The 22,199-nt window shown below is 62.5% G+C and carries 21 protein-coding genes and 1 riboswitch; of the genes, 20 read left to right on the top strand and 1 reads right to left on the bottom strand.

The window, feature by feature from the left end:
* Positions 1-13 precede the first annotated feature (13 nt).
* Positions 14-217, bottom strand: a riboswitch (cobalamin riboswitch).
* Positions 218-246: 29 nt separating this feature from the next.
* Positions 247-1,446, bottom strand: a complete 1,200-nt coding sequence (locus NKJ15_RS11305) for a winged helix-turn-helix domain-containing protein (RefSeq protein WP_352470229.1) — start codon at positions 1,444-1,446, stop codon at positions 247-249.
* Between the two features lie 335 nt (positions 1,447-1,781).
* Here NKJ15_RS11305 and NKJ15_RS11300 point away from each other — a divergent pair, with 335 nt between their 5' ends.
* The 20 genes from NKJ15_RS11300 to NKJ15_RS11205 all read left to right on the top strand — a co-directional run bounded on the left by NKJ15_RS11300 (position 1,782) and on the right by NKJ15_RS11205 (position 21,881).
* Positions 1,782-2,147 (top strand): NADH-quinone oxidoreductase subunit A, encoded by a 366-nt coding sequence (locus tag NKJ15_RS11300; RefSeq protein WP_023676631.1) that lies wholly within the window; start codon positions 1,782-1,784, stop codon positions 2,145-2,147.
* Positions 2,138-2,719: a NuoB/complex I 20 kDa subunit family protein gene (locus NKJ15_RS11295; protein WP_023670824.1), complete on the top strand. Its 582-nt coding sequence runs from the start codon at positions 2,138-2,140 to the stop codon at positions 2,717-2,719. The genes NKJ15_RS11300 and NKJ15_RS11295 overlap by 10 nt, the downstream gene beginning before the upstream one ends.
* Before the next feature lie 5 nt (positions 2,720-2,724).
* Entirely contained in the window at positions 2,725-3,327 is a 603-nt protein-coding gene (locus NKJ15_RS11290) for an NADH-quinone oxidoreductase subunit C (RefSeq protein WP_352617419.1), read from the top strand.
* Positions 3,328-3,360: 33 nt separating this feature from the next.
* Entirely contained in the window at positions 3,361-3,738 is a 378-nt protein-coding gene (locus NKJ15_RS11285; protein WP_352815322.1) for a four helix bundle protein, read from the top strand.
* Between the two features lie 66 nt (positions 3,739-3,804).
* Positions 3,805-4,995: an NADH-quinone oxidoreductase subunit D gene (locus NKJ15_RS11280; RefSeq protein WP_352450015.1), complete on the top strand. Its 1,191-nt coding sequence runs from the start codon at positions 3,805-3,807 to the stop codon at positions 4,993-4,995.
* Positions 4,996-5,428: 433 nt separating this feature from the next.
* The gene (gene nuoE / locus NKJ15_RS11275; RefSeq protein WP_352815320.1) at positions 5,429-6,490 is read left to right on the top strand and encodes an NADH-quinone oxidoreductase subunit NuoE; all 1,062 of its coding nucleotides are present in this window, start codon (positions 5,429-5,431) and stop codon (positions 6,488-6,490) included.
* Positions 6,491-6,500: 10 nt separating this feature from the next.
* Positions 6,501-7,805 carry an NADH-quinone oxidoreductase subunit NuoF gene (nuoF, locus tag NKJ15_RS11270; RefSeq protein WP_023676626.1) on the top strand — a complete coding sequence of 435 codons (1,305 nt, stop codon included), beginning with the start codon at positions 6,501-6,503 and terminating at the stop codon, positions 7,803-7,805.
* A gap of 77 nt (positions 7,806-7,882) precedes the next feature.
* Complete coding sequence (locus tag NKJ15_RS11265; protein ID WP_352539620.1) at positions 7,883-8,578, top strand: helix-hairpin-helix domain-containing protein; 696 nt, start codon at positions 7,883-7,885, stop codon at positions 8,576-8,578.
* 74 nt (positions 8,579-8,652) lie between these two features.
* The gene (nuoG, locus tag NKJ15_RS11260; RefSeq protein ID WP_352815318.1) at positions 8,653-10,734 is read left to right on the top strand and encodes an NADH-quinone oxidoreductase subunit NuoG; all 2,082 of its coding nucleotides are present in this window, start codon (positions 8,653-8,655) and stop codon (positions 10,732-10,734) included.
* A gap of 2 nt (positions 10,735-10,736) precedes the next feature.
* Positions 10,737-11,780, top strand: coding sequence for an NADH-quinone oxidoreductase subunit NuoH (gene nuoH, locus NKJ15_RS11255; protein WP_292663045.1), 1,044 nt, complete (start codon positions 10,737-10,739; stop codon positions 11,778-11,780).
* 196 nt (positions 11,781-11,976) lie between these two features.
* Positions 11,977-12,468: an NADH-quinone oxidoreductase subunit NuoI gene (nuoI, locus tag NKJ15_RS11250; protein WP_023676622.1), complete on the top strand. Its 492-nt coding sequence runs from the start codon at positions 11,977-11,979 to the stop codon at positions 12,466-12,468.
* Positions 12,469-12,586: 118 nt separating this feature from the next.
* Positions 12,587-13,207: an NADH-quinone oxidoreductase subunit J gene (locus tag NKJ15_RS11245; RefSeq protein WP_023676621.1), complete on the top strand. Its 621-nt coding sequence runs from the start codon at positions 12,587-12,589 to the stop codon at positions 13,205-13,207.
* 1 nt (position 13,208) lies between these two features.
* Positions 13,209-13,517 carry an NADH-quinone oxidoreductase subunit NuoK gene (gene nuoK / locus NKJ15_RS11240; RefSeq protein WP_023676620.1) on the top strand — a complete coding sequence of 103 codons (309 nt, stop codon included), beginning with the start codon at positions 13,209-13,211 and terminating at the stop codon, positions 13,515-13,517.
* Positions 13,518-13,527: 10 nt separating this feature from the next.
* Positions 13,528-15,501 (top strand): NADH-quinone oxidoreductase subunit L, encoded by a 1,974-nt coding sequence (gene nuoL, locus NKJ15_RS11235; RefSeq protein ID WP_352815316.1) that lies wholly within the window; start codon positions 13,528-13,530, stop codon positions 15,499-15,501.
* A complete protein-coding gene (locus tag NKJ15_RS11230) occupies positions 15,501-17,006 on the top strand; it encodes an NADH-quinone oxidoreductase subunit M (RefSeq protein ID WP_352815314.1) in 1,506 nt (501 codons plus the stop codon). Before nuoL ends, NKJ15_RS11230 begins: the two co-directional genes overlap by 1 nt.
* 17 nt (positions 17,007-17,023) lie before the next feature.
* Positions 17,024-18,460 (top strand): NADH-quinone oxidoreductase subunit NuoN, encoded by a 1,437-nt coding sequence (nuoN, locus tag NKJ15_RS11225; RefSeq protein WP_352767884.1) that lies wholly within the window; start codon positions 17,024-17,026, stop codon positions 18,458-18,460.
* A 4-nt stretch (positions 18,461-18,464) separates the two neighbouring features.
* Positions 18,465-19,286, top strand: coding sequence for a biotin--[acetyl-CoA-carboxylase] ligase (locus NKJ15_RS11220; RefSeq protein WP_352767887.1), 822 nt, complete (start codon positions 18,465-18,467; stop codon positions 19,284-19,286).
* Between the two features lie 118 nt (positions 19,287-19,404).
* Complete coding sequence (locus NKJ15_RS11215; RefSeq protein WP_352815312.1) at positions 19,405-21,075, top strand: ribonuclease J; 1,671 nt, start codon at positions 19,405-19,407, stop codon at positions 21,073-21,075.
* A gap of 120 nt (positions 21,076-21,195) precedes the next feature.
* The gene (gene mce / locus NKJ15_RS11210; RefSeq protein ID WP_352815310.1) at positions 21,196-21,600 is read left to right on the top strand and encodes a methylmalonyl-CoA epimerase; all 405 of its coding nucleotides are present in this window, start codon (positions 21,196-21,198) and stop codon (positions 21,598-21,600) included.
* Positions 21,597-21,881 (top strand): DUF1467 family protein, encoded by a 285-nt coding sequence (locus NKJ15_RS11205; RefSeq protein ID WP_352470241.1) that lies wholly within the window; start codon positions 21,597-21,599, stop codon positions 21,879-21,881. Before mce ends, NKJ15_RS11205 begins: the two co-directional genes overlap by 4 nt.
* Positions 21,882-22,199 lie beyond the last annotated feature (318 nt).

Raw genomic sequence — 22,199 nt, 5'->3', positions numbered from 1 at the left:
GCCAGGCGATCGGATTCTTAGGTCCTAGACGGCAGGTCTCCTGGCTCGCGGGTCATCGCCTGGGTGCCGCCTTCCCGGGAATATCCCAGTGGTTTTCGGCCTTGGCTCGTCGCTTACAGTTGCGGGGACAGCCGCGGATTTGAAATCGAGATTTCGCACCGCATTCCCTCTTGGCCCCTGCCGTTGCGGGCAGGGGACCGTCTGAAACGGATTTAGGCTTGTGGAGGCAGTTGTGTCAACGCACGTCTATGGCGCGGCGATATCCGCGAGCGGCCGGCCCAAATCGCCGGCAGCGGTCACCTCGATGCGTTCCAGGCCGAGCCAGCCCTGCATCTGCTTCAATTCCTTGAAGAGTTCGGCAGCGGTTTGTGGCGGGGCGCCGGGCTCCGCATAGGCGGCATGGACGCGCAATACGCCGGCCGGACGGTCGGCCCTGAGGTCAACGCGCCCGACGATGCTGTCGCCGAGCAGGAATGGCAGCACATAATAGCCATACCGGCGCTTTTCGGCCGGCGTGTAGATCTCGATGCGGTAGTGGAAGTCGAACAACCGCTCGGTGCGCGATCGTTCGAAGACGACAGGATCGAACGGCGCGAGCAAGGCGCGCGCCTCGATCCTGCGCGGCAAACGGGCGTCCTTGTGGAGATAGGCTGTTTTGTTCCAGCCGTCGACGCTCACCGGCAACAGCTCGCCGGCCTCGACCAGCTCCTCGATGCGGCCCTTGATGTCGGCGGGCGAGAGGCGGAAATAGTCGCGCAGGTCGCCTGCCGTGGCGATGCCGTGGGCGCGGGCCGAGATGCGCAGCAATTCGCGGTGAGCGTCTTCGGGGGAGGGCGTTGGCAGACTCAGTATTGTTGGCGGCAGCACGCGCTCCGGCAGATCGTAGAACCGTTCGAAGCCGCGGCGATGCGCCGTGGTGATGCGGCCGGCCCAGAACAGCCATTCGAAGGCGTGCTTGGCATGGCTCCAGCCCCACCAGCCGCCCGAACCCTTCTGCCCTTCGAAAGCCGACGCCGCGATCGGGCCTCGTTCGGCGACCTCGCGATAGATGTCTTCGATATAGGCGGCGTGCTCGCGACCCCATTTGGCCAGTCCGCTGTACATTTCGTCGCCGCACTCGGCCCGCTGCATGCGCCAGCGCATCAGCGGATAGGTCTCGACCGGCAAGAAGGAGGCTTCGTGCGCCCAATATTCGAAGACCATGCGCTTGCGCGTTACGGCGGCGTCGTCGAGCAGCGCCAGCTTGTAGGGGCCAAGCCGCGAATAGAGCGGCATATAGTGGGCGCGCACCACGGCGCTGACGGAATCGATCTGCAGCAGGCCGGTACGGGCAAGCACGCGGGCCAGATGCCGGCGGTCAGGCGTGCCGGTGGGGCGCGGGTCATTGAATCCCTGTGCCGCCAGCGCAATGCGGCGGGCCATGGCAAGCGAGATTTTTTCCTTCATGAAGGCGGCATCCGGACGATTTTGGACAGAGAAAATGACCTGCGATTCCGTGCCATGCTAGCAGGGTTTTGGCGGCATCCATGTCAGGAGAGAAAAGTGGAGTAAAAAGTGAAGGAAATCAAACAGGAGCGGATCGGACCAGTTTTCCCGGATATGCCGTCCAGCACCGCGATTTGAACAAGGTTTGACTTGCTTCGCCGAAAGCGCTGCGCTAACCCTCGCCGCGTTGCAGCATAGAGCCCCCTTAAAACGGTTCAGTGGTTAAACTGTCACGCTTCCGCAAGTGGGTCCGGTGCTGTAATCAGAGTGGATTGGCCGCCAACGGAAACTGCAGCATGAACGCACTTTTAGGTTCGTACCTGCCCATCGTCCTGTTCATCGGCGTGGCGCTGATCGTCGGGCTGGCGCTGCTCGCCGCACCGTTCCTGGTGGCTTACCGCAACCCCGATCCGGAAAAGCTTTCCGCCTACGAGTGCGGCTTCAACTCGTTCGACGACGCCCGCATGAAATTCGACATCCGCTTCTACCTGGTGTCGATCCTGTTCATCATCTTCGATCTGGAGGTGGCCTTCCTGTTTCCGTGGGCGGTGTCATTCAGTCAGATCGGCATGCTCGGTTTCTGGTCGATGATGGTGTTTTTGGCGGTGTTGACCATCGGCTTTGCCTATGAATGGAAAAAAGGAGCGCTGGAATGGGATTGAACGACAGTTCCGGTACGCTCGTCGCGCCGAAGCCCAAGGGCCTCATCGATCCCAACACCGGCAGGCCGGTCGGGTCCGACGATCCATTCTTCCTGGAGATCAACAACGAGCTCGCCGACAAGGGCTTTCTCGTCACCTCGACCGAGGCGCTGATCACCTGGGCGCGCAGCGGCTCGCTGATGTTCATGACGTTTGGCCTCGCCTGCTGCGCCGTCGAGATGATCCACACGTCGATGCCGCGCTATGACAGCGAGCGCTTCGGCGTGGCGCCGCGCGCGTCTCCGCGCCAGTCCGACATCATGATCGTCGCCGGCACGCTGACCAACAAGATGGCGCCGGCGCTGCGCAAGGTCTACGATCAGATGCCGGAGCCGCGCTACGTCATCTCGATGGGCTCATGCGCCAATGGCGGCGGCTATTATCATTATTCCTATTCGGTGGTGCGCGGCTGCGACCGCATCGTGCCGGTCGACATCTACGTGCCCGGCTGCCCGCCGAGCGCTGAAGCGCTGCTTTACGGCATCCTTCTGCTGCAGAAGAAGATCCGCCGCACCGGCACGATCGAGCGGTGAGCGGCATGACCCAGGCGTTGAATGACCTCTCGACCTATCTCGGCGAGAAGCTGATCGGCCGGATCGGCGAGGCGGTGTTCGCCTATGGCGAACTCACCATCTCGGTCGAGCCGCGCGACCTGATCGAGGTGGTGACCTTCCTGCGCGACGACCCGAAATGCCAGTTCATTTCGATCATCGACGTCTGCGGCGCCGATTATCCATCGCGGGCGAAGCGCTTCGACGTCGTCTATCATTTGCTGTCGCCGAGACAGAATATCCGCATCCGAATCAAGGTCCAGGCCGACGAAGAGACGCTGGTGCCGTCAATCACCGGGATTTATCCCGGCGCCGACTGGTTCGAGCGCGAGACCTATGATCTCTATGGCGTGCTGTTTTCAGGCCATCCCGATCTGCGGCGGATTCTGACCGATTACGGCTTTGAAGGCCATCCGCTGCGCAAGGACTTTCCGCTGACCGGCTTCGTGGAGGTGCGTTACGACGACGAAGCCAAGCGCGTCATCTACGAGCCAGTGGAGCTCAAGCAGGAATTCCGCAATTTCGATTTTCTGTCTCCGTGGGAAGGTACGGATTACGTGCTTCCGGGGGATGAGAAGGCGAAACAGTGAGTAGTGAAATAGTGAGTAGTCGGTAGGAAAGAATTGGAGCAACGGATCGAATCTTATCGTGACCTGAAGGTGTGGCAATCGGCGATGCTACTCGCTGAAGATTGTTACCGCATCACCAAAGGGTTTCCGAGAGAGGAGATCTACGGCATGACCTCTCAAATGCGCCGATCGGCGGTGTCGATCGCAGCCAATATCGCGGAGGGGTACGGTCGGGAGAACAGAGGTTCGTTCGTTCAATTTTTGCGCATGGCGCAAGGTTCGTTGAAGGAACTGGAAACGCACATACTACTGGCATGCCGGGTTGGCCTGCTACGAAAGGACAACGAGATTGAGCTGCTGCTGCGATGCGAAGAGATTGGAAAAATGACGAGATCTCTTATCCGAACGGTGCAGGCCAAGCAGGCGGAATGAAGCAGGCATTGAGATTGATGATCACTACTCACTACTCACTACTGACTCTTCGCCAGAGACGCCAAAATGGCTGAAACTTCGGTCCGCAACTTCAACATCAATTTTGGCCCGCAACATCCAGCGGCGCACGGCGTTTTGCGCCTGGTGCTGGAGCTTGACGGCGAAGTCGTCGATCGCGTTGACCCGCATATCGGGCTGTTGCACCGCGGCACGGAAAAGCTGATCGAGGCCAAGACTTATCTGCAGGCCGTGCCCTATCTCGACCGGCTCGATTATTGCGCGCCGATGAACCAGGAGCATGCCTTTGCGCTTGCCGCCGAGCGTCTGCTCGGCATCGAGGTGCCAAAGCGCGGCCAGTTGATCCGAGTGCTCTATTCGGAAATCGGCCGCATCATGTCGCACATCCTCAATGTGACGACGCAGGCGATGGATGTCGGCGCGCTGACGCCGCCGCTGTGGGGCTTCGTCGAGCGCGAAAAGCTGATGGTGTTCTACGAGCGCGCCTCGGGTTCGCGCATGCACGCGGCCTATTTCCGCCCCGGCGGCGTGCATCAGGATCTGCCGCAGAAGCTGATCGAGGACATCGGCAAGTGGATCGACCCATTCCTGAAATCGGTCGACGACCTCGACTCACTCTTGACCGGCAACCGCATCTTCAAGCAGCGCAATGTCGACATCGCGACGGTGTCTCTGGCCGACGCCTGGGCCTGGGGTTTTTCCGGCGTCATGGTGCGCGGCTCGGGCGCGCCGTGGGACCTGCGCAAATCGCAGCCCTACGAATGCTATGCCGAGATGGATTTCGACATTCCGATCGGCAAGAACGGTGACTGTTTCGACCGCTATCTGGTGCGCATGGAAGAGATGCGGCAGTCGGCGAAAATCATGCGCCAGTGCGTCGATCTGTTGCTCGGTAAGGAGGGCAGCGGGCCGGTGTCCAACCTTGACGGCAAGGTGGTGCCGCCGAAGCGCGCGGCGATGAAGCGCTCGATGGAAGCGCTGATCCATCATTTCAAGCTCTACACCGAAGGCTACCGCGTGCCGGCCGGCGAGGTCTATGCGGCGGTCGAGGCGCCGAAGGGCGAGTTCGGCGTCTATCTCGTCTCCGACGGCACCAACAAGCCCTATCGCTGCAAGCTGCGCGCGCCCGGCTTCGCGCATCTCCAGGCCATGGACTTTTTGTGTCGCGGCCACATGTTGGCCGACGTCACCGCCGTGTTGGGTTCACTCGACATCGTGTTTGGTGAGGTCGATCGGTGATGATGGGAATGGCTCGACCGTCAAAGGCGTTTCTGGCCGCGGCATGCCTTGCGGCTTCCGCTGAAGTGTCGCTTGCTGGGTCCGGTGAGGGTCTCTCGTCGACCGATCTTCTCAAAGAGGGGTTCAAGCTTATTGCAGAAGGCGATCTGCTTACAGTCCGTGGCTTGAGCACCCAGACCCCAGCAATGGATGAGGGCATTCTTGTCCATGGCCGGCCGTCGACATCGTCCAACTGCGCGGTTCATGACAACCTCGTAGCGTCATTGATCCCCGAAGAATATCGTTGCAAGCCAATAGCTTGGGTGTATAGCCGCTATGACGGATACATCCGCCTGAGCGTGGAAATGAAGAGTTCGTATGCGTTTTGGGGCGATCCGAGGATTGCTATCGCGCCTACAACTCTAACCAGTAGAAACATAGAAGCGAAATCGTAATGTCAGTCCGCCGTCTCGCAGAAGCCAGCCTCCAGCCAGCCTCCTTCGCCTTCAACCGGGCGAATGCGGCGGCGGCGAAGCAGTGGATCAAGAAATATCCGAAGGGGCGCGAACAGTCCGCGATCATTCCCTTGCTGATGCTGGCGCAGGAACAGGAAGGCTGGGTGACCAAGGCGGCGATCGAGACGATCTCCGACATGCTCGGCATGCCCCGTATCCGTGGGCTCGAAGTCGCGACCTTCTATACGCAGTACCAGCTCAATCCGGTCGGTACCCGCGCGCATATCCAGGTCTGCGGCACCACGCCCTGCATGCTGCGCGGCTCGGAAGCGCTGATGGATGTGTGCCGCTCGAAAATCCATCACGACCAATTCCACACCAACGACAAGGGCACGCTGTCGTGGGAGGAGGTCGAGTGCCTCGGCGCCTGCGTCAACGCACCGATGATGATGATATTCAAGGACACCTATGAGGATTTGACGCCGGAGCGGCTTGCCGAGATCATCGACCTCTATGACGCCGGCAAAGGTGCTTCGGTGACGCCAGGACCGCAAAACGGCCGCATCACCTCGGAGCCGGCCAGCGGCCTGACGACCCTCAAGAGCGAAAAGGCGATCCTCAAGGCGACCCGCGACCGGGAAACCAGGGCGGCGACCAAGGCCGCCAAGGATGCAGAGCCGGCGGCTGCCGCCGCAGCACCAGTTCCGCCAGCTGCTCCTGCCGCGCCGGCGCCGGTTGCGCCCTCGAATGCCAGCAAGCCGAAGACCGACGCGGTCGAGACCAGCCCGGCGCTGAAATCGCCGTCGGCGACGAAAGTCGCGCCTGCGGCGGAAAGGGCGGCGAGCGTCGCAGCGCCTCTGCATTCGGCCGCCAATGCCAACAAGGCCGAACCGCAGGTCGAGGACGTCTCGAAACAGCGCAAGGGCCCAAAGAACAAGGCCGAGCCGGCGTCTGCCTTCAAGGCGCCGGAGGCCAAGGTCAAACCGGCGAAGGCTGCCGCCAAGGCGGCCAAGCCGTCGCCCGGAAACAGGAGCCGGCCGACCGGCAAGAAGCCGGTCTGAGGAACGAGCAATGCTTCAGGACAGAGACCGCATCTTCAACAACATCTACGGCCGCTTCGACAAGTCGCTGGCCGGCGCCATGGCGCGCGGCGCCTGGGACAACACGCCCGGCATCGTTGCCAAGGGGCGCGAGTGGATCGTCAACGAGATGAAGGCATCGGGCCTGCGCGGCCGCGGCGGCGCCGGTTTCCCGACCGGGCTCAAATGGTCGTTCATGCCCAAGCAAAGCGACGGCCGGCCGAGCTATCTCGTCGTCAATGCCGACGAATCCGAGCCCGGCACCTGCAAGGACCGCGACATACTGCGCCATGACCCGCACACGCTGGTCGAAGGCTGCCTGCTTGCCGGCTTCGCCATGGGCGCGGTCGCCGCCTACATCTATGTGCGCGGCGAGTTCATCCGCGAGCGCGAGGCGCTGCAACGCGCCATAGACGAGGCCTATGCGGCCAAGCTGATCGGCAAGAACAATACCTCCGGCTACGATTTCGACATCTACATGCACCATGGCGCCGGCGCCTATATCTGCGGCGAGGAAACGGCGCTGCTCGAAAGCCTCGAGGGCAAGAAGGGCCAGCCGCGGCTGAAGCCGCCATTTCCGGCAAATGTCGGCCTCTATGGCTGCCCGACGACAGTCAACAATGTCGAGTCCATCGCTGTCGCGCCGACCATCCTGCGCCGCGGTGCCGCCTGGTTCTCGTCCTTCGGCCGGCCCAACAATGTCGGCACCAAGCTGTTCTGCATCTCCGGCCACGTCAACAATCCGTGCACCGTCGAAGAGGCGATGTCGATCCCGTTCCGCGAACTGATCGAGACGCATTGCGGCGGCATCCGCGGCGGCTGGGACAACCTGCTGGCGGTCATTCCGGGCGGCGCCTCGGTGCCGCTGGTGCCGGCCGAGCAGATCATCGACGCGCCGATGGATTTCGATGCGTTGCGCGACCTGAAATCGGGCCTCGGCACGGCGGCTGTCATCGTCATGGACAAATCGACCGATATCGTGAAGGCGATCGCGCGGCTGTCCTATTTCTACAAGCACGAGAGCTGCGGCCAGTGCACGCCTTGCCGTGAGGGCACCGGCTGGATGTGGCGGGTGATGGAACGGCTGGTGCGCGGCGAGGCGCAGAAGCGCGAGATCGACATGCTGCTCGACGTGACGAAGCAGGTCGAGGGCCACACGATCTGTGCGCTGGGCGATGCGGCGGCGTGGCCGATCCAGGGCCTGATGCGGCATTTCCGCGGCGAGGTGGAGCGGCGCATCGACGAGTTTTCGCGCAACGCACACCGCGCCGAACCGGTGCTGGCGGCGGCGGAATAGAAGAATTCAAAATGCGGACGAATGTCCGACACGAGGAAACGAGCGCGGGGCAGACGGAAACGACCAGGAGACCACCTATGTCGCTGTTTTCGACACCCGACGATTTTACGCCCGATATGGACCCGTTGCTGAAGATGAACCAGGATCTGACCAGGATGATGCCGAAGGAGATGGCCAATGCCGTCAATCTCCTGGCGCACCCTGTCGCGGGCGCGGCGGCGATGACGGCACTCGGCATCGGCCTTGCCAACCACGCCTTTGGTATCTGGATGGGCGTGCTTTCAGGCGCGGCCGAGACCTCGCAGCGGCTTTGGCAGCCGGTCGCCGAGGATTTCGAGGCTCGAACGGAACGCGTTTCCGCGACCGGCAAAAGCTCCTCGACAAAGGCGCGCGCGGCGACCAAAACCCTGATTGCCGAGGCGCAGTCCTTCGCCAACGACGTGACCGACATTGCGACGAGCACCGCGGCGCGGAGCTTGGCGAATGCCAGCACCGTTGCAGCGGATGCGTCGGCCGGCCTGATGCCGGAGGATTTCAAGCAGCCTAAGCCGATGGATCGGCCAGCCGAGCCGGCTGACCTCAAGGCGATATCGGGCATCGGGCCGAAACTGGAAAAGGTGCTGAACGGCCTTGGCATCTGGACATACGCCCAGATCGCCGCGTGGACGCCGCAAGAGATCGCCTGGGTCGAAGATTACCTGTCGTTGAAGGGCCGCATCGGCCGTGACGGCTGGATCGGTCAGGCGGCCGCGTTGGCCGGGGCCAAAAAGTGAATTCAATGTCGTGCGCGGTCTCGGCTGCGCCCGGAAGGAAAGATTGCGGAACGTCCGCAGGGGTTTGAGGCGAAATGGCAAAGCTCAAGGTCGACGGGAAAGAGATCACTGTACCCGACCATTACACGCTGCTGCAGGCGGCCGAGGACGCCGGCGCGGAAGTGCCGCGCTTCTGCTTCCACGAGCGGCTGTCGATCGCCGGCAATTGCCGCATGTGCCTGATTGAGGTGAAAGGCGGCCCGCCCAAGCCGCAGGCGTCCTGCGCCATGGGCGTGCGCGACCTGCGCCCCGGCCCGAACGGCGAGCCGCCGGAGATCTTCACCAACACGCCGATGGTCAAGAAGGCGCGCGAAGGCGTGATGGAATTCCTGCTGATCAACCATCCGCTGGACTGCCCGATCTGCGACCAGGGCGGCGAGTGCGACCTGCAGGACCAGGCGATGGCGTTCGGAGTCGATTCCTCGCGCTACCATGAAAACAAGCGGGCGGTCGAAGACAAGTATATCGGGCCGCTCGTCAAGACGATCATGAACCGCTGCATCCATTGCACGCGCTGCGTCCGCTTCACCACCGAGATTGCGGGCATATCCGAGCTCGGCCTGATCGGCCGCGGCGAGGATGCCGAGATCACCACCTATCTCGAAAGCGCGATGACTTCGGAACTGCAGGGCAATGTCATCGACCTTTGCCCGGTCGGTGCGCTGACCTCCAAACCCTACGCCTTCCAGGCACGGCCGTGGGAACTGACCAAGACCGAATCCATAGACGTGATGGACGCCGTCGGCTCGGCGATCCGCGTCGATAGCCGAGGCCGCGAAGTGATGCGCATCCTGCCGCGTACCAACGAGGCGGTGAACGAGGAGTGGATTTCCGACAAGACCCGCTTCATCTGGGACGGTTTGCGCACGCAGCGCCTCGACCGCCCCTATGTGCGCAAGGACGGCAGACTGGCCCCGGCAAGCTGGGCCGAGGCTTTTGCCGCGATCAAGGAAGCGGTGTCGAATGCGGCACCCGAAAAGATCGGTGCCATTGCCGGCGATCTCGCAGCCGTCGAGGAGATCTACGCGCTGAAGCTTCTGATGGCTTCGCTCGGCTCGAAGAACACCGACTGCCGCCAGGACGGCGCCGCACTCGATCCGTCGCTCGGCCGGGCGAGCTATGTGTTCAACCCGACCATCGAAGGCATCGAACAGGCCGATGCGGTGCTGATCATCGGCGCCAATCCGCGCTTCGAGGCATCCTTGCTCAACGCCCGCATCCGCAAGCGCTGGCGGGCCGGCAATCTGCCGGTCGGCGTCATCGGCGATGTCGGCGATACACGCTATGATTACGAGCAGCTCGGCGCCGGGCCGGAATCGCTGAAGGATCTGGCCGACGGTAACGGCAAGTTTTTCCAGCTGCTGAAGAAGGCGACGCATCCGCTGATCATCGTCGGACAGGGTGCGCTGGCGCGTCCGGACGGGGCGGCCGTGCTCGGCCAGGCGGCGAAGCTCGCCGTCGCCGTCAACGCCGCCAGGGCCGACTGGAACGGCTTTGCCGTGCTGCACACCGCCGCGGCACGTGTCGGCGGCCTCGATGTCGGGTTTGTGCCGGGCGAGGGCGGCAGGAACGTCGCCGGCATGCTGGGCGAGACCGATGTGCTGTTCCTGCTCGGCGCCGACGAAATCGATATGGCCAAGACCGGCGGCGCTTTCGTCGTCTATATCGGCACGCATGGCGACAAGGGCGCGCATCGCGCCAACGTCATCCTGCCGGGTGCCGCCTATACCGAGAAGTCGGGCACCTTCGTCAACACCGAGGGGCGCGTGCAGCAGACCAACCGGGCCGGCTTCGCGCCCGGCGAGGCGCGCGAGGACTGGGCGATCCTTCGGGCACTGTCGGATGTGCTCGGCAAGAAGCTGCCGTTCGATTCGCTGCCGCAGCTACGCGCAAAGCTCTATGCGGAATACCCGCATCTTGCCCGCATCGACCATGTCGTGGCCGGCGACCCGGCCGACATCGCCAGGGTTGCCAAGCTCGGCGGGCGGCTGAACAAGGGCACCTTCACCTCGCCGGTCAAGGATTTCTACCTGACCAACCCGATCGCGCGGGCTTCCGCGGTGATGGCGGAGTGCTCGGCTTTGGCGAAGAACGGCTTCAGGCAGGCGGCGGAGTAGATATGGACACCTTCTTCTCCTTCTACGTGCTGCCGGCGCTGCTGATCCTTTTGAAGTCGGTCGTGCTGATCGTCGTTCTGTTGATCTTCGTCGCCTATGTGCTTTACGCCGACCGCAAGATCTGGGCGGCGGTGCAATTGCGCCGCGGACCGAACGTCGTCGGCCCGTGGGGCACGCTGCAGGCGTTCGCCGATCTGCTGAAATTCGTCTTCAAGGAACCGGTCATCCCGTCCGGCGCCAACAAGGGCGTTTTCCTGCTGGCGCCCTTGGTGTCGGCGGTGCTGGCGATCTCTGCCTGGGCGGTCATACCGGTCAATGAAGGCTGGGCGATCGCCAACGTCAATGTCGGCATCCTCTATGTCTTCGCCATCTCCTCGCTCGAGGTCTATGGCGTCATCATGGGCGGCTGGGCGTCCAATTCGAAATACCCGTTCCTCGGCGCGCTGCGCTCGGCGGCGCAGATGGTGTCCTACGAAGTCTCCATCGGTTTCGTCATCGTGACCGTGCTGCTTTGCGTCGGCTCGCTCAACCTGTCCGACATCGTCTTGTCGCAGCAGGACGGGCTGGGCACGCGGCTCGGCCTGCCCAACACCTTCCTCGACTGGCATTGGCTGTCGCTGTTCCCGATGTTCATCGTCTTCTTCATCTCGGCGTTGGCCGAGACCAACCGGCCGCCCTTCGACCTTGTGGAAGCCGAATCGGAACTCGTCGCCGGCCATATGGTCGAATATTCCTCGACGCCGTTCCTGCTGTTCTTCCTCGGCGAATATGTCGCCGTCGTCCTGATGTGCGCGCTGGCCACCATCCTGTTCCTTGGCGGCTGGCTGCCACCCTTCAACTTCGCGCCGTTCACCTGGGTGCCGGGGCTGATCTGGTTCGTGCTCAAGGTCTGCCTGGTATTCTTCATGTTCTCGATGGTGAAAGCGTTCGTGCCGCGCTATCGCTACGATCAGCTGATGCGGCTCGGCTGGAAGGTCTTCCTGCCGATCTCGCTGTTCATGGTGGTCGCCACCGCGGCATTCCTCAAAATCACGGGGTTTGCGTGATGACATATGAAATTGGGGGAGCGATCGGTGGCGTTGCTTTTGCGGCTGTCGAGTTCTTTCTACTTCGCGCTTACTGGTTGAAGCCCGAACTTCCACTGAAAAACCGACGTGTCCTAAGAGGCGTTGCCTTTTTCGGTTTTGCCTTTCTGCCAATAGTTGGATGGATTCAAGGTATGAAACTTTCGGGAGCCCTTTGATGTCCGCTCTTTCCCAGGCCGCCAAGTCACTGCTTTTGCAGGATTTCGTCAGCGCTTTCTTCCTGTCGATGCGCCAGTTCTTCGCGCCGAAGGAGACGATCAACTATCCGCATGAAAAGGGGCCGGTCAGCCCGCGCTTCCGTGGCGAACATGCGCTGCGCCGTTATCCCAACGGCGAGGAACGCTGCATCGCCTGCAAATTGTGCGAGGCGATCTGCCCGGCGCAGGCCATCACCATCGAAGCCGGCCCGCGCCGCAACGACGGCACGCGGCGCACCGTGCGCTACGACATCGATATGGTGAAATGCATTTACTGCGGCTTCTGCCAGGAAGCCTGCCCGGTCGACGCCATCGTCGAGGGCCCGAATTTCGAGTTCGCGACCGAGACGCGCGAGGAACTTTATTACGACAAGGACAGGCTCCTGGCCAATGGCGACCGCTGGGAGCGTGAACTGGCGCGCAACATCTCGCTGGATGCGCCTTACCGCTGATATTTGAAGCATGGACGGGGCGAGGGCCCTCGTTTAAGGAACACGCAACTTGCCGACCGGAGGCGGTGGCAAAAAACAGGACGAACGTCCTGTTCTGACAGGAAACCCGGGGGAACCCATGCTGAGTGGACTAGAGGCGGCCTTTTTCTACCTCTTCGCCTTTGTCGCGGTGGCATCGGCGTTCATGGTCATATCGGCGCGCAATCCCGTGCATTCGGTGCTGTTCCTGATCCTGACCTTCTTCAACGCCGCCGGCCTGTTCATGCTGACCGGCGCCGAGTTCCTGGCGATGATCCTGCTCGTCGTCTATGTCGGCGCTGTGCTGGTGCTGTTCCTGTTTGTCGTCATGATGCTCGACGTCGACTTCGCCGAAATGAAGGAAGGCGCCCTGCAATATGCACCGATCGGCGCGCTGGTCGGTCTGATCCTGGCGGCGGAGCTGATCGTCGTGCTCGGCGGCTATACATTCGCGCCGAAACTGGCGGCGACGGTCGCCAAACCCATTCCGGACCTGGCCGCGCGCTCGAACACGGCAGCGCTCGGCGACATCCTCTATACGGATTACCTCTATTACTTCCAGGTGGCGGGGCTGGTGCTGCTGGTCGCCATGATCGGCGCCATCGTGCTGACGCTGCGCCACAAGCCGGGCGTCAAGCGGCAGTCGATCGCCGCCCAGGTCGGCCGCACGGCGGCAACCGGAGTGGAAATCCGCAAGGTCAAGACGGGCGAAGGAGTCTGAGATGGTCGTCGGCATCGCGCACTACCTGACCGTATCGGCGATCCTGTTCACGCTCGGCGTATTCGGCATCTTCCTGAACCGCAGGAACGTCATCGTCATCCTGATGTCGATCGAGCTTATCCTGCTTGCGGTCAACATCAATTTCGTCGCCTTTTCGGCGGCGCTCGGCGACCTGGTCGGCCAGGTGTTCGCACTGTTCGTGCTGACGGTCGCGGCGGCCGAAGCGGCGATCGGCCTTGCCATTCTCGTCGTCTTCTTCCGCAACCGCGGCTCGATCGCGGTCGAAGACGTGAACATGATGAAGGGTTGACGGAACCACCATGTATCAGGCCATCGTCTTCCTTCCGCTGCTCGGCTTCTTGATCGTCGGCCTGTTCGGCACTTCGCTCGGCGCCAAGGCTTCAGAATACATCACCTCCGGCTTCCTGGTGATCGCGGCTATGCTGTCGTGGGTCGCCTTCTTCTCGGTCGGCTTCGGCGGCGGAGAGGTGTTCACCGTGCCGGTGATGCGCTGGATCCAGTCGGGCGGGCTGGAGGCGTCCTGGGCGCTCAGGATCGACACGCTGACGGTGGTGATGCTGGTCGTCGTCAACACGGTGTCGTCGCTGGTCCATATCTACTCGATCGGCTACATGCATCATGATCCGGACCGGCCGCGCTTCTTCGCCTATCTGTCGCTGTTTACCTTCGCTATGCTGATGCTGGTGACGGCCGACAACCTCGTGCAGATGTTCTTCGGCTGGGAAGGCGTCGGCCTTGCCTCCTATCTGCTGATCGGCTTCTGGTACAAGAAGCCTTCGGCCAATGCGGCTGCAATCAAGGCCTTCGTCGTCAACCGCGTCGGCGATTTCGGCTTTGCGCTCGGCATCTTCGGCGTGTTCGTGCTGTTCGGCTCGGTCAATCTCGGCACCATCTTCGCCAATGCGGCGACGTTCATTCCGGCGGAAGGCGCGCCGCAAGGTGCGGCCGTGCTGACCTTCCTCGGCTACGCACTCGACAGGCAGGCTGCGATGACGGTCGTCTGCCTGCTCCTGTTCATGGGCGCCATGGGCAAGTCGGCGCAGGTGCCGCTGCACACCTGGCTGCCGGATGCCATGGAGGGCCCGACGCCGGTCTCGGCCCTGATCCATGCCGCGACCATGGTGACGGCAGGCGTGTTCATGCTGGCGCGGTTGTCGCCGCTGTTCGAGCTGTCGCATTCGGCACTGACGGTGGTTACCTTCATCGGCGCCTTCACCGCCTTCTTCGCGGCGACCGTCGGTCTCGTCCAGAACGACATCAAGCGCGTCATCGCCTATTCGACCTGTTCGCAGCTCGGCTACATGTTCGTGGCGCTCGGCGTCGGCGCCTATGGCGCAGCGATTTTCCATCTGTTCACCCACGCCTTCTTCAAGGCGCTGCTGTTCCTCGGCTCGGGCTCGGTCATCCACGCCGTCTCCGACGAGCAGGACATGCGCAAAATGGGCGGCCTGAGGACGCTGATCCCGACGACTTACTGGATGATGGTGATCGGCACGCTGGCGCTGACCGGTGTCGGCATTCCGGTAACGATCATCGGCACGGCCGGCTTCTTTTCCAAGGACGCCATCATCGAAGCGGCCTTCGCCGGCCACAATGCGGTAGCCGCGTTTGCCTTCATATTGCTGGTCATTGCTGCCTGCTTCACCTCCTTCTACTCCTGGCGGCTGATCTTCATGACCTTCCATGGCGAGCCGCGGGCCAGCCACGAGGTCATGCACCATGTCCATGAATCGCCACCGGTCATGCTGGTGCCGCTGTTCATCCTGGCGGCGGGCGCGCTGTTCGCCGGCGTGATCTTCCACGGCGCCTTCATCGGCGAGGGCTACGCCGAATTCTGGAAGGCGTCGCTGTTCACGCTGCCGGACAACCACATCCTGCACGAAATCCACGAAGTGCCGTTGTGGGTCGAGCTGTCACCGTTCATCGCCATGCTGATCGGCTTTGCGATTGCCTGGCAGTTCTATATTCGCGCGCCGGAAATGCCTCGGAGCGTCGCCGCCAACCATCGCCTGCTCTACGCCTTCCTGCTCAACAAATGGTATTTCGACGAGCTCTACGACTTCCTGTTCGTGCGGCCGGCAAAGCGCCTCGGCAGCTTCCTGTGGAAGACCGGCGACGGCACCGTCATCGATGGGCTCGGGCCGGACGGCATTTCGGCGCGCGTCGTCGACGTCACTAACCGGGTCGTCAAGCTGCAGACCGGCTATCTCTACCACTATGCCTTCGCCATGCTGATCGGCGTTGCCGCACTCGTCACCTGGATGATGCTCTGATGACCGCCTGGCCGATCCTATCGCTGGTCACCTTCCTGCCGCTGGTTGGTGTGCTGCTCATCCTTTTCGTGCGTGACGACAGCGAGAACGCGCGCCGCAACATCCGCGCCATCGCGCTGTTCACGACTGCGTTCACCTTCGTGGTTTCGCTGTTCATCTGGACCGGCTTCGACAATTCGCAGCCCGGCTTCCAGTTCGTCGAGAAGTTTGCCTGGCTGGATTCCGGCATCTCCTACCATATGGGCGTAGACGGCATCTCCATGCTGTTCGTCATCCTGACCACCTTCCTGATGCCGCTCTGCATCCTCGCCTCGTGGGAATCGATCGAGAAGCGCGTCAAGGCCTATATGATTGCCTTCCTGCTGCTCGAGACGCTGATGATCGGCGTGTTCTGCGCGCTCGACATCGTCTTGTTCTATGTCTTCTTCGAAGCCGGCCTGATCCCGATGTTCATCATCATCGGCGTGTGGGGCGGCAAGCGGCGCGTCTATGCCTCCTTCAAGTTCTTCCTCTATACGCTGGCCGGCTCGGTGCTGATGCTGCTCGCCATCATGGCGATGTTCTTCCAGTCCGGCACCACCGATATCCCGACGCTTCTGACGCATAACTTCCCGGCCAATATGCAGACCTGGCTATGGCTTGCCTTCTTCGCGTCCTTCGCGGTGAAGATGCCGATGTGGCCGGTGCATACCTGGCTGCCGGACGCGCATGTCGAGGCGCCGACGGCCGGCTCGGTAATCCTGGCCGCCATCCTGCTCAAGATGGGCGGGTACGGCTTCCTGCGTTTTTCGCTGCCGATGTTTCCGATCGCATCCGAAATGTTCGCGCCGCTGATCTTCACGCTTTCCGTCGTCGCCATCATCTACACCTCGCTGGTGGCGCTGATGCAGGAGGACATGAAGAAGCTGATCGCCTATTCGTCGGTCGCTCACATGGGCTTCGTCACCATGGGAATCTTCGCGATGAACCAGGAAGGCGTCCAGGGTTCGATCTTCCAGATGCTGTCGCACGGCCTGGTCTCCGGCGCGCTGTTCCTCTGCGTCGGCGTCGTCTACGACCGCATGCACACGCGTGACATCGACGCCTATGGCGGGTTGGTCAACAACATGCCGAAATATGCAACCGTGTTCATGATCTTCACCATGGCCAATGTCGGCCTGCCCGGCACCAGCGGCTTCGTCGGCGAGTTCCTGACCATGCTCGGCGTGTTCCGGGTCAACACCTGGGTGGCGTTCTTCGCCGCCACCGGCGTCGTCCTTTCGGCGGCCTATGCGCTCTGGCTCTACCGCAAGGTGATCTTCGGCGCGCTGACCAAGGAAAGCCTGAAAGGCCTGCTCGACCTGTCGACGCGCGAGAAGGTGATCATCTATCCGCTGGTCGCGCTGGTCATCTTCTTCGGCGTCTATCCGGCGCCGATCTTCGACGCGACCGCCGAATCGGTCAAGGCGCTCGTTACCAATGCCACCGCATCCATCGGCGCCGCGCAGACCGCGGCGGCGAACTGACTGGGGGTTTGCGAACCATGACGCCGGACCTTCTCTCAAGCCTGTCGCTCTCGACGCCAGAGCTGATCCTCGCCCTCGGCGCCTTGGCGCTGTTGATGCTCGGCGCCTATTCTCGCGCCAACACCACTGTCACGGTGAGCGGCCTTGCTGTTGCCGTGCTGGTGATCGCCGGCGCCTGGCTGATCTTTTCGCCGGGGCAGGGCAATGCCTATGGCGAAGCCTTCATCCAGGACCCATTCGCCCGCTTCATGAAGGTGCTGGCGCTGATCGGCTCGGCGGTGACGCTGGTCATGTCGGTCCGCTTTGCCCAGGCGGAGCGTTTCGACAAGTTCGAATATCCGGTGCTGATCCTGCTCTGCACGCTCGGCATGATGCTGATGATCTCGGCCAACGGCATGATCGGGCTCTATCTCGGCCTCGAGCTGCAATCGCTGGCGATCTACGTGCTGGCGGCGATCAACCGCGATAATCTGCGCTCGACCGAGGCCGGGCTGAAGTACTTCGTCCTTGGCGCGCTGTCGTCGGGCATGCTGCTTTACGGCATCTCGCTGGTCTACGGCTACACCGGCAACACCGGCTTCCAGGAGATCGCCGCGGCGCTGAGCGGCGGCGAGCGCCAGCTCGGCCTCGTCTTCGGCCTGGTTTTTGTGCTGGCCGGCCTTGCCTTCAAGATCTCGGCGGTGCCGTTCCATATGTGGACGCCCGACGTCTATGAGGGCGCGCCGACGCCGGTGACGGCTTTTCTGGCGGCGGCACCGAAGATGGCGGCGATGGCGCTGATGGTGCGCGTCACCATGGGCGCCTTCAAGCCGATCGCCGCCGACTGGCAGCAGATCATCGTCTTCATCTCGATCGCCTCGATGGCGCTTGGTGCCTTTGCGGCCATCGGCCAGACCAACATCAAACGGCTGATGGCCTATTCCTCCATCGGTCATATGGGTTATGCGCTGGTCGGCCTTGCCGCGAACAGCCAAGACGGCGTGCGCGGCGTCGCCATCTACATGCTGATCTATCTGGTGATGACGCTCGGCACCTTTGCCTTCATCCTCGCCATGCGGCGCAAGGAGGGCAATGTCGAGCAGATCAGCGATCTCGCCGGCCTGTCGGCGACCAATCCGATCATGGCGACGATCCTCACCATCCTGATGTTCTCGCTGGCCGGCATCCCGCCGCTCGCCGGCTTCTGGGGGAAATGGTACGTGTTCCTCGCCGCTATCAATGCCAACCTCTACGCGCTGGCGATCATCGGCGTGCTGGCCTCTGTGGTGGGCGCCTATTATTATCTGCGCATTATCAAGATCATGTGGTTCGACGAACCGGTCGGCGGCTTCGTGCCGATGGCGACCGAACTGCGCGTCGTGCTCGGTGTCTGCGGCGCTTTCGTGCTGTTCTACGTGCTGATCGGCGGCCCGATCGGAACCTACGCAGCAGCCGCGGCCAAGACCTTCTTCTGACGGAATGACGTTCAGGCTGGCTCCAACCGCGGCTTCGGACGGGTTCCGGCTCGAGGCGCACGACACGGTCGGCTCCACCAATGCGCTGGCGCTGGAGCACGCGCGGGCCGGCGATCCGGGCAAACTCTGGGTCGTCTCAAAAAAGCAGGAAGCCGGGCGTGGCCGCCGCGGCCGCGCCTGGGCGACGCCCGAAGGCAATCTGGCAGCGACGCTGCTGGTGATCACCGATGCCGAGCTTCGTCTCGCTGCTACGCTCGGCTTCGTTGCCGGACTGGCGCTTGCCGACGCACTCGACGCCGTCGTGCCGAAAGGCAAGATCGCGATCGGCCTCGATGGTGCCAGCCAAGGCAAGAACCGTTTCGAATTGAAATGGCCGAACGATGTGCTTGCCTCGGGCGCCAAGCTCGCCGGCATCCTGCTGGAATCGGCGATGCTGGATGGCGACCGTTCCGCGGTGGCTGTCGGTATCGGCGTCAACGTGGTGGCTTATCCCAAGGATTTGCCTTATCCAGCGACGTCGCTCAGCGCGTTGGGGTCTGCTTGCGATGCCGAGACGCTGTTTCTGGCGCTGTCGGATGCCTGGAGCGAGAATGCGCGGCTGTGGAACGAAGGGCGTGGGCTTGCCGCCGTCAGGCGGCGGTGGCTGGCGCGTGCGGCGGGGCTTGGCGGCCAGGTTGCTGTCAGAATTGACGGTAATGTGGTGCGCGGCACCTTCGAGACCATTGACGAGGACTGCCGTTTCGTGATCCGCGACGATGAAGGTTCGGTTCTGACGATCGCCGCCGGCGACGTGCATTTCGGCGCGGTTGCCTCGGCCGGCGTTTGACCGGCCAATACGTTTGACTGGCCAGCATTTGACCAGCTTGGATTTGACCGGCCGACAATTTTGACCGGCCCGCAATTTTGACCGGCCCGCAATTTTGACCGGCAAGGAAGGAAAGACCATGGCGACAGCGGAAAACGCCGAACTTGTCTTCGTGCCGCTCGGCGGTGTCGGCGAGATCGGCATGAACTTCGCCCTCTACGGCTATGGGCCGGCCAATGCGCGCGAATGGATCGTCGTCGACGTCGGCGTCACCTTTCCCGATGCAACCCTGCCCGGCGTCGACCTGGTTCTGCCCGACACACGCTTCATCGAGGAGAATGTCGCCAATCTGCGCGGCATCGTCATCACCCATGCGCATGAGGACCATTACGGCGCGCTCCACGACATCTGGCCGAAGCTCAAGGCGCCGGTGTGGATGACGCCGTTCAGCGCCGGCCTGCTGGAAGCCAAGCGGCAGGGCGAGCAAGGGGCGCCGAAGATCCCGGTGACGATCTACCGGGCCGGCGAGAAATTCACCGTCGGCCCGTTCGAGATCGAGGCCATCCCTGTTGCGCACTCCATTCCCGAACCGATGTCGCTGGCGATCACGACGCCGGCCGGCGTCGTCATCCACACCGGCGACTGGAAGATCGATCCGGCGCCGACGGTCGGGCCGATGACCGACGAGGCGCGCTTCCGAGCCTATGGCGACAAGGGCGTGCTGGCGCTGGTCTGCGATTCCACCAATGCGATGCGGGAAGGGGAATCGCCGTCCGAAGTGGCGGTGGGCGAGGGCCTCAAGAGCGTCATCCAGAACGCCAAGGGCCGGGTCGCCGTCACCAGCTTCTCCTCCAATGTCGGGCGTATCGTCTCCATAGCCAAGGCGGCGCGGGATGCCGGCCGCCAGTGCCTGGTGATTGGCCGCTCGATGAAGCGAGTCATCGATGTGGCTGATGAACTCGGCTATATGGACGGGTTGCCGGAATTCATCGCCGAGGAGGATTACGGCTTCATCCCGCGCGAAAACCTCGTCATCATCTGCACCGGCAGCCAGGGCGAGCCGCTTGCCGCACTTGCCAAGCTGTCGCGCGACGAGATGAAGTCGGTGGCGCTGACGGCTGGCGACACGGTGGTGTTTTCCTCGCGCACCATTCCCGGCAACGAGAAGGCGATCCTCGAAATCAAGAACCGCCTGATCGATCTCGGCATCAAGATCATCGAGGACGGCGATGCGCTGGTGCATGTCTCCGGCCATCCACGCCGCAGCGAATTGCGCAAGATGTATGAATGGGTACGGCCGCAGATCGGCGTTCCCGTGCATGGCGAAGCGGCGCATCTGGTGGCGCAGGGCTCGCTGATGTCGACGTCCGGCATCGGCCAGGTCGCGCAGGTGCGCGACGGCGACATGCTCAGGCTGTATCCGGGTGCCGCCGCCATCATCGACCAGGTGCCGTTCGGCCGCATCTACAAGGACGGAAGGCTGATCGGCACCGACCAGGCGATGGGCATTCGCGATCGCCGCAAGCTGTCCTTTGCCGGCCATGTCGCCGTCAATGTCGTGCTCGACGACAAATACGAGCTTGCCGGCGATCCCGATCTGGTCGCCATCGGCGTCGCCGAGGCCGACGGCAGCGGCGAGAGCCTGGAAGACCTGATGATCGATGCGGCAATCGGCGCCGTGGACTCCATCCCCCGCCAGCGCCGAAAAGACCTCGACCTGGTCCAGGAGGCGGTGCGCCGCGCGGGGCGCGGCGCGGCCAACGAAGCCTGGGGCAAGAAGCCGCTGGTGACGGTGTTCGTCACAAGATGAGGGAGTAGGGGAGTATGGCAGTAGGGGAGTAGGGAAGAACAGATAATTTGCACTCTCCAAACTTGTTTTCCCTACTCCCGTACTTCCCTATTCCCCTACTCCCCTAACCGGGAGCACTCTATGCTCGGACGCCTCAACCATGTCGCGCTTGCGGTGCCGGATCTGGCCGCGGCTGCGGCGGTCTATCGCGATACGCTTGGCGCGCGCGTGACGGCGCCCCAGGCGCTGCCGGAGCATGGCGTTACGGTGGTGTTCGTCGATGTCGGCAACACCAGGATCGAGTTGCTCCAGCCGCTCGGCGAAGCCTCGCCGATCGCCGCATTCCTCGCGAAGAATCCGTCCGGCGGCATGCACCATGTCTGCTATGAGGTGGACGACATTGTTGCGGCGCGCGACCGTCTCAAGGCCAGCGGCGCGCGCGTGCTCGGCGACGGCAATCCGAAGATCGGCGCACATGGCAAGCCGGTATTGTTTCTGCACCCCAAGGATTTCTTCGGCACGCTGGTCGAACTGGAGCAAGCATGAGTTGGGTTTCGTTTATCGCCCTGTTCTTCGCCACGTGGTGGGTGGTGTTGTTCGCCGTCCTGCCGTTCAGCATGCGGACGCAGGACGAGGATCGGGACGTGACGCTTGGCACCGTTCCGAGCGCACCGCGCGGACCGCACATGCTGCGCGCCGCGCTGCGCACGACGATCGCCACGCTGGTCCTCATGGGTATCTTCTACGGCATCACGAGAGGGCTTGGCCTCGGTATCGACGACATCCCGCACATCGTGCCGGATTTCAACCAGAGCCCAGCGCATTAGCCGGCTACCTACCGTGTCCGACTATCCCAGCCTAGCCGCGGCTCTGAAATCAAGCTGAGCCAGCAAGGTCAACCCAAAGTAAAGGCCGGGGCGGGTTTGGGCTGACGCAACGTCATGTGGTTTGATAATCTGTCGTGCTAACCAGATGATTGCACAAAAAAAATGCAAGGCGCGAGGCCTTGCAATTTAAACGCGTCCGATCTGTTTCCGGTGTCCGGCGGCAGCGAGTTACCGCGCCTAGATCGCATCCTCCCAAGACTTTGACCGCGTAGGAGGGCAGATTTTTCTCTACCCTCTCGGTTATGGGGGCACACTAGC

The sequence above is a fragment of the Mesorhizobium sp. M0207 genome (genome assembly GCF_040321995.1).
Lineage (GTDB): Bacteria > Pseudomonadota > Alphaproteobacteria > Rhizobiales > Rhizobiaceae > Mesorhizobium.
The sequence above is the reverse complement of the archived record's forward strand: the minus strand, read 5'-3'. Positions and strand labels throughout refer to the sequence as shown.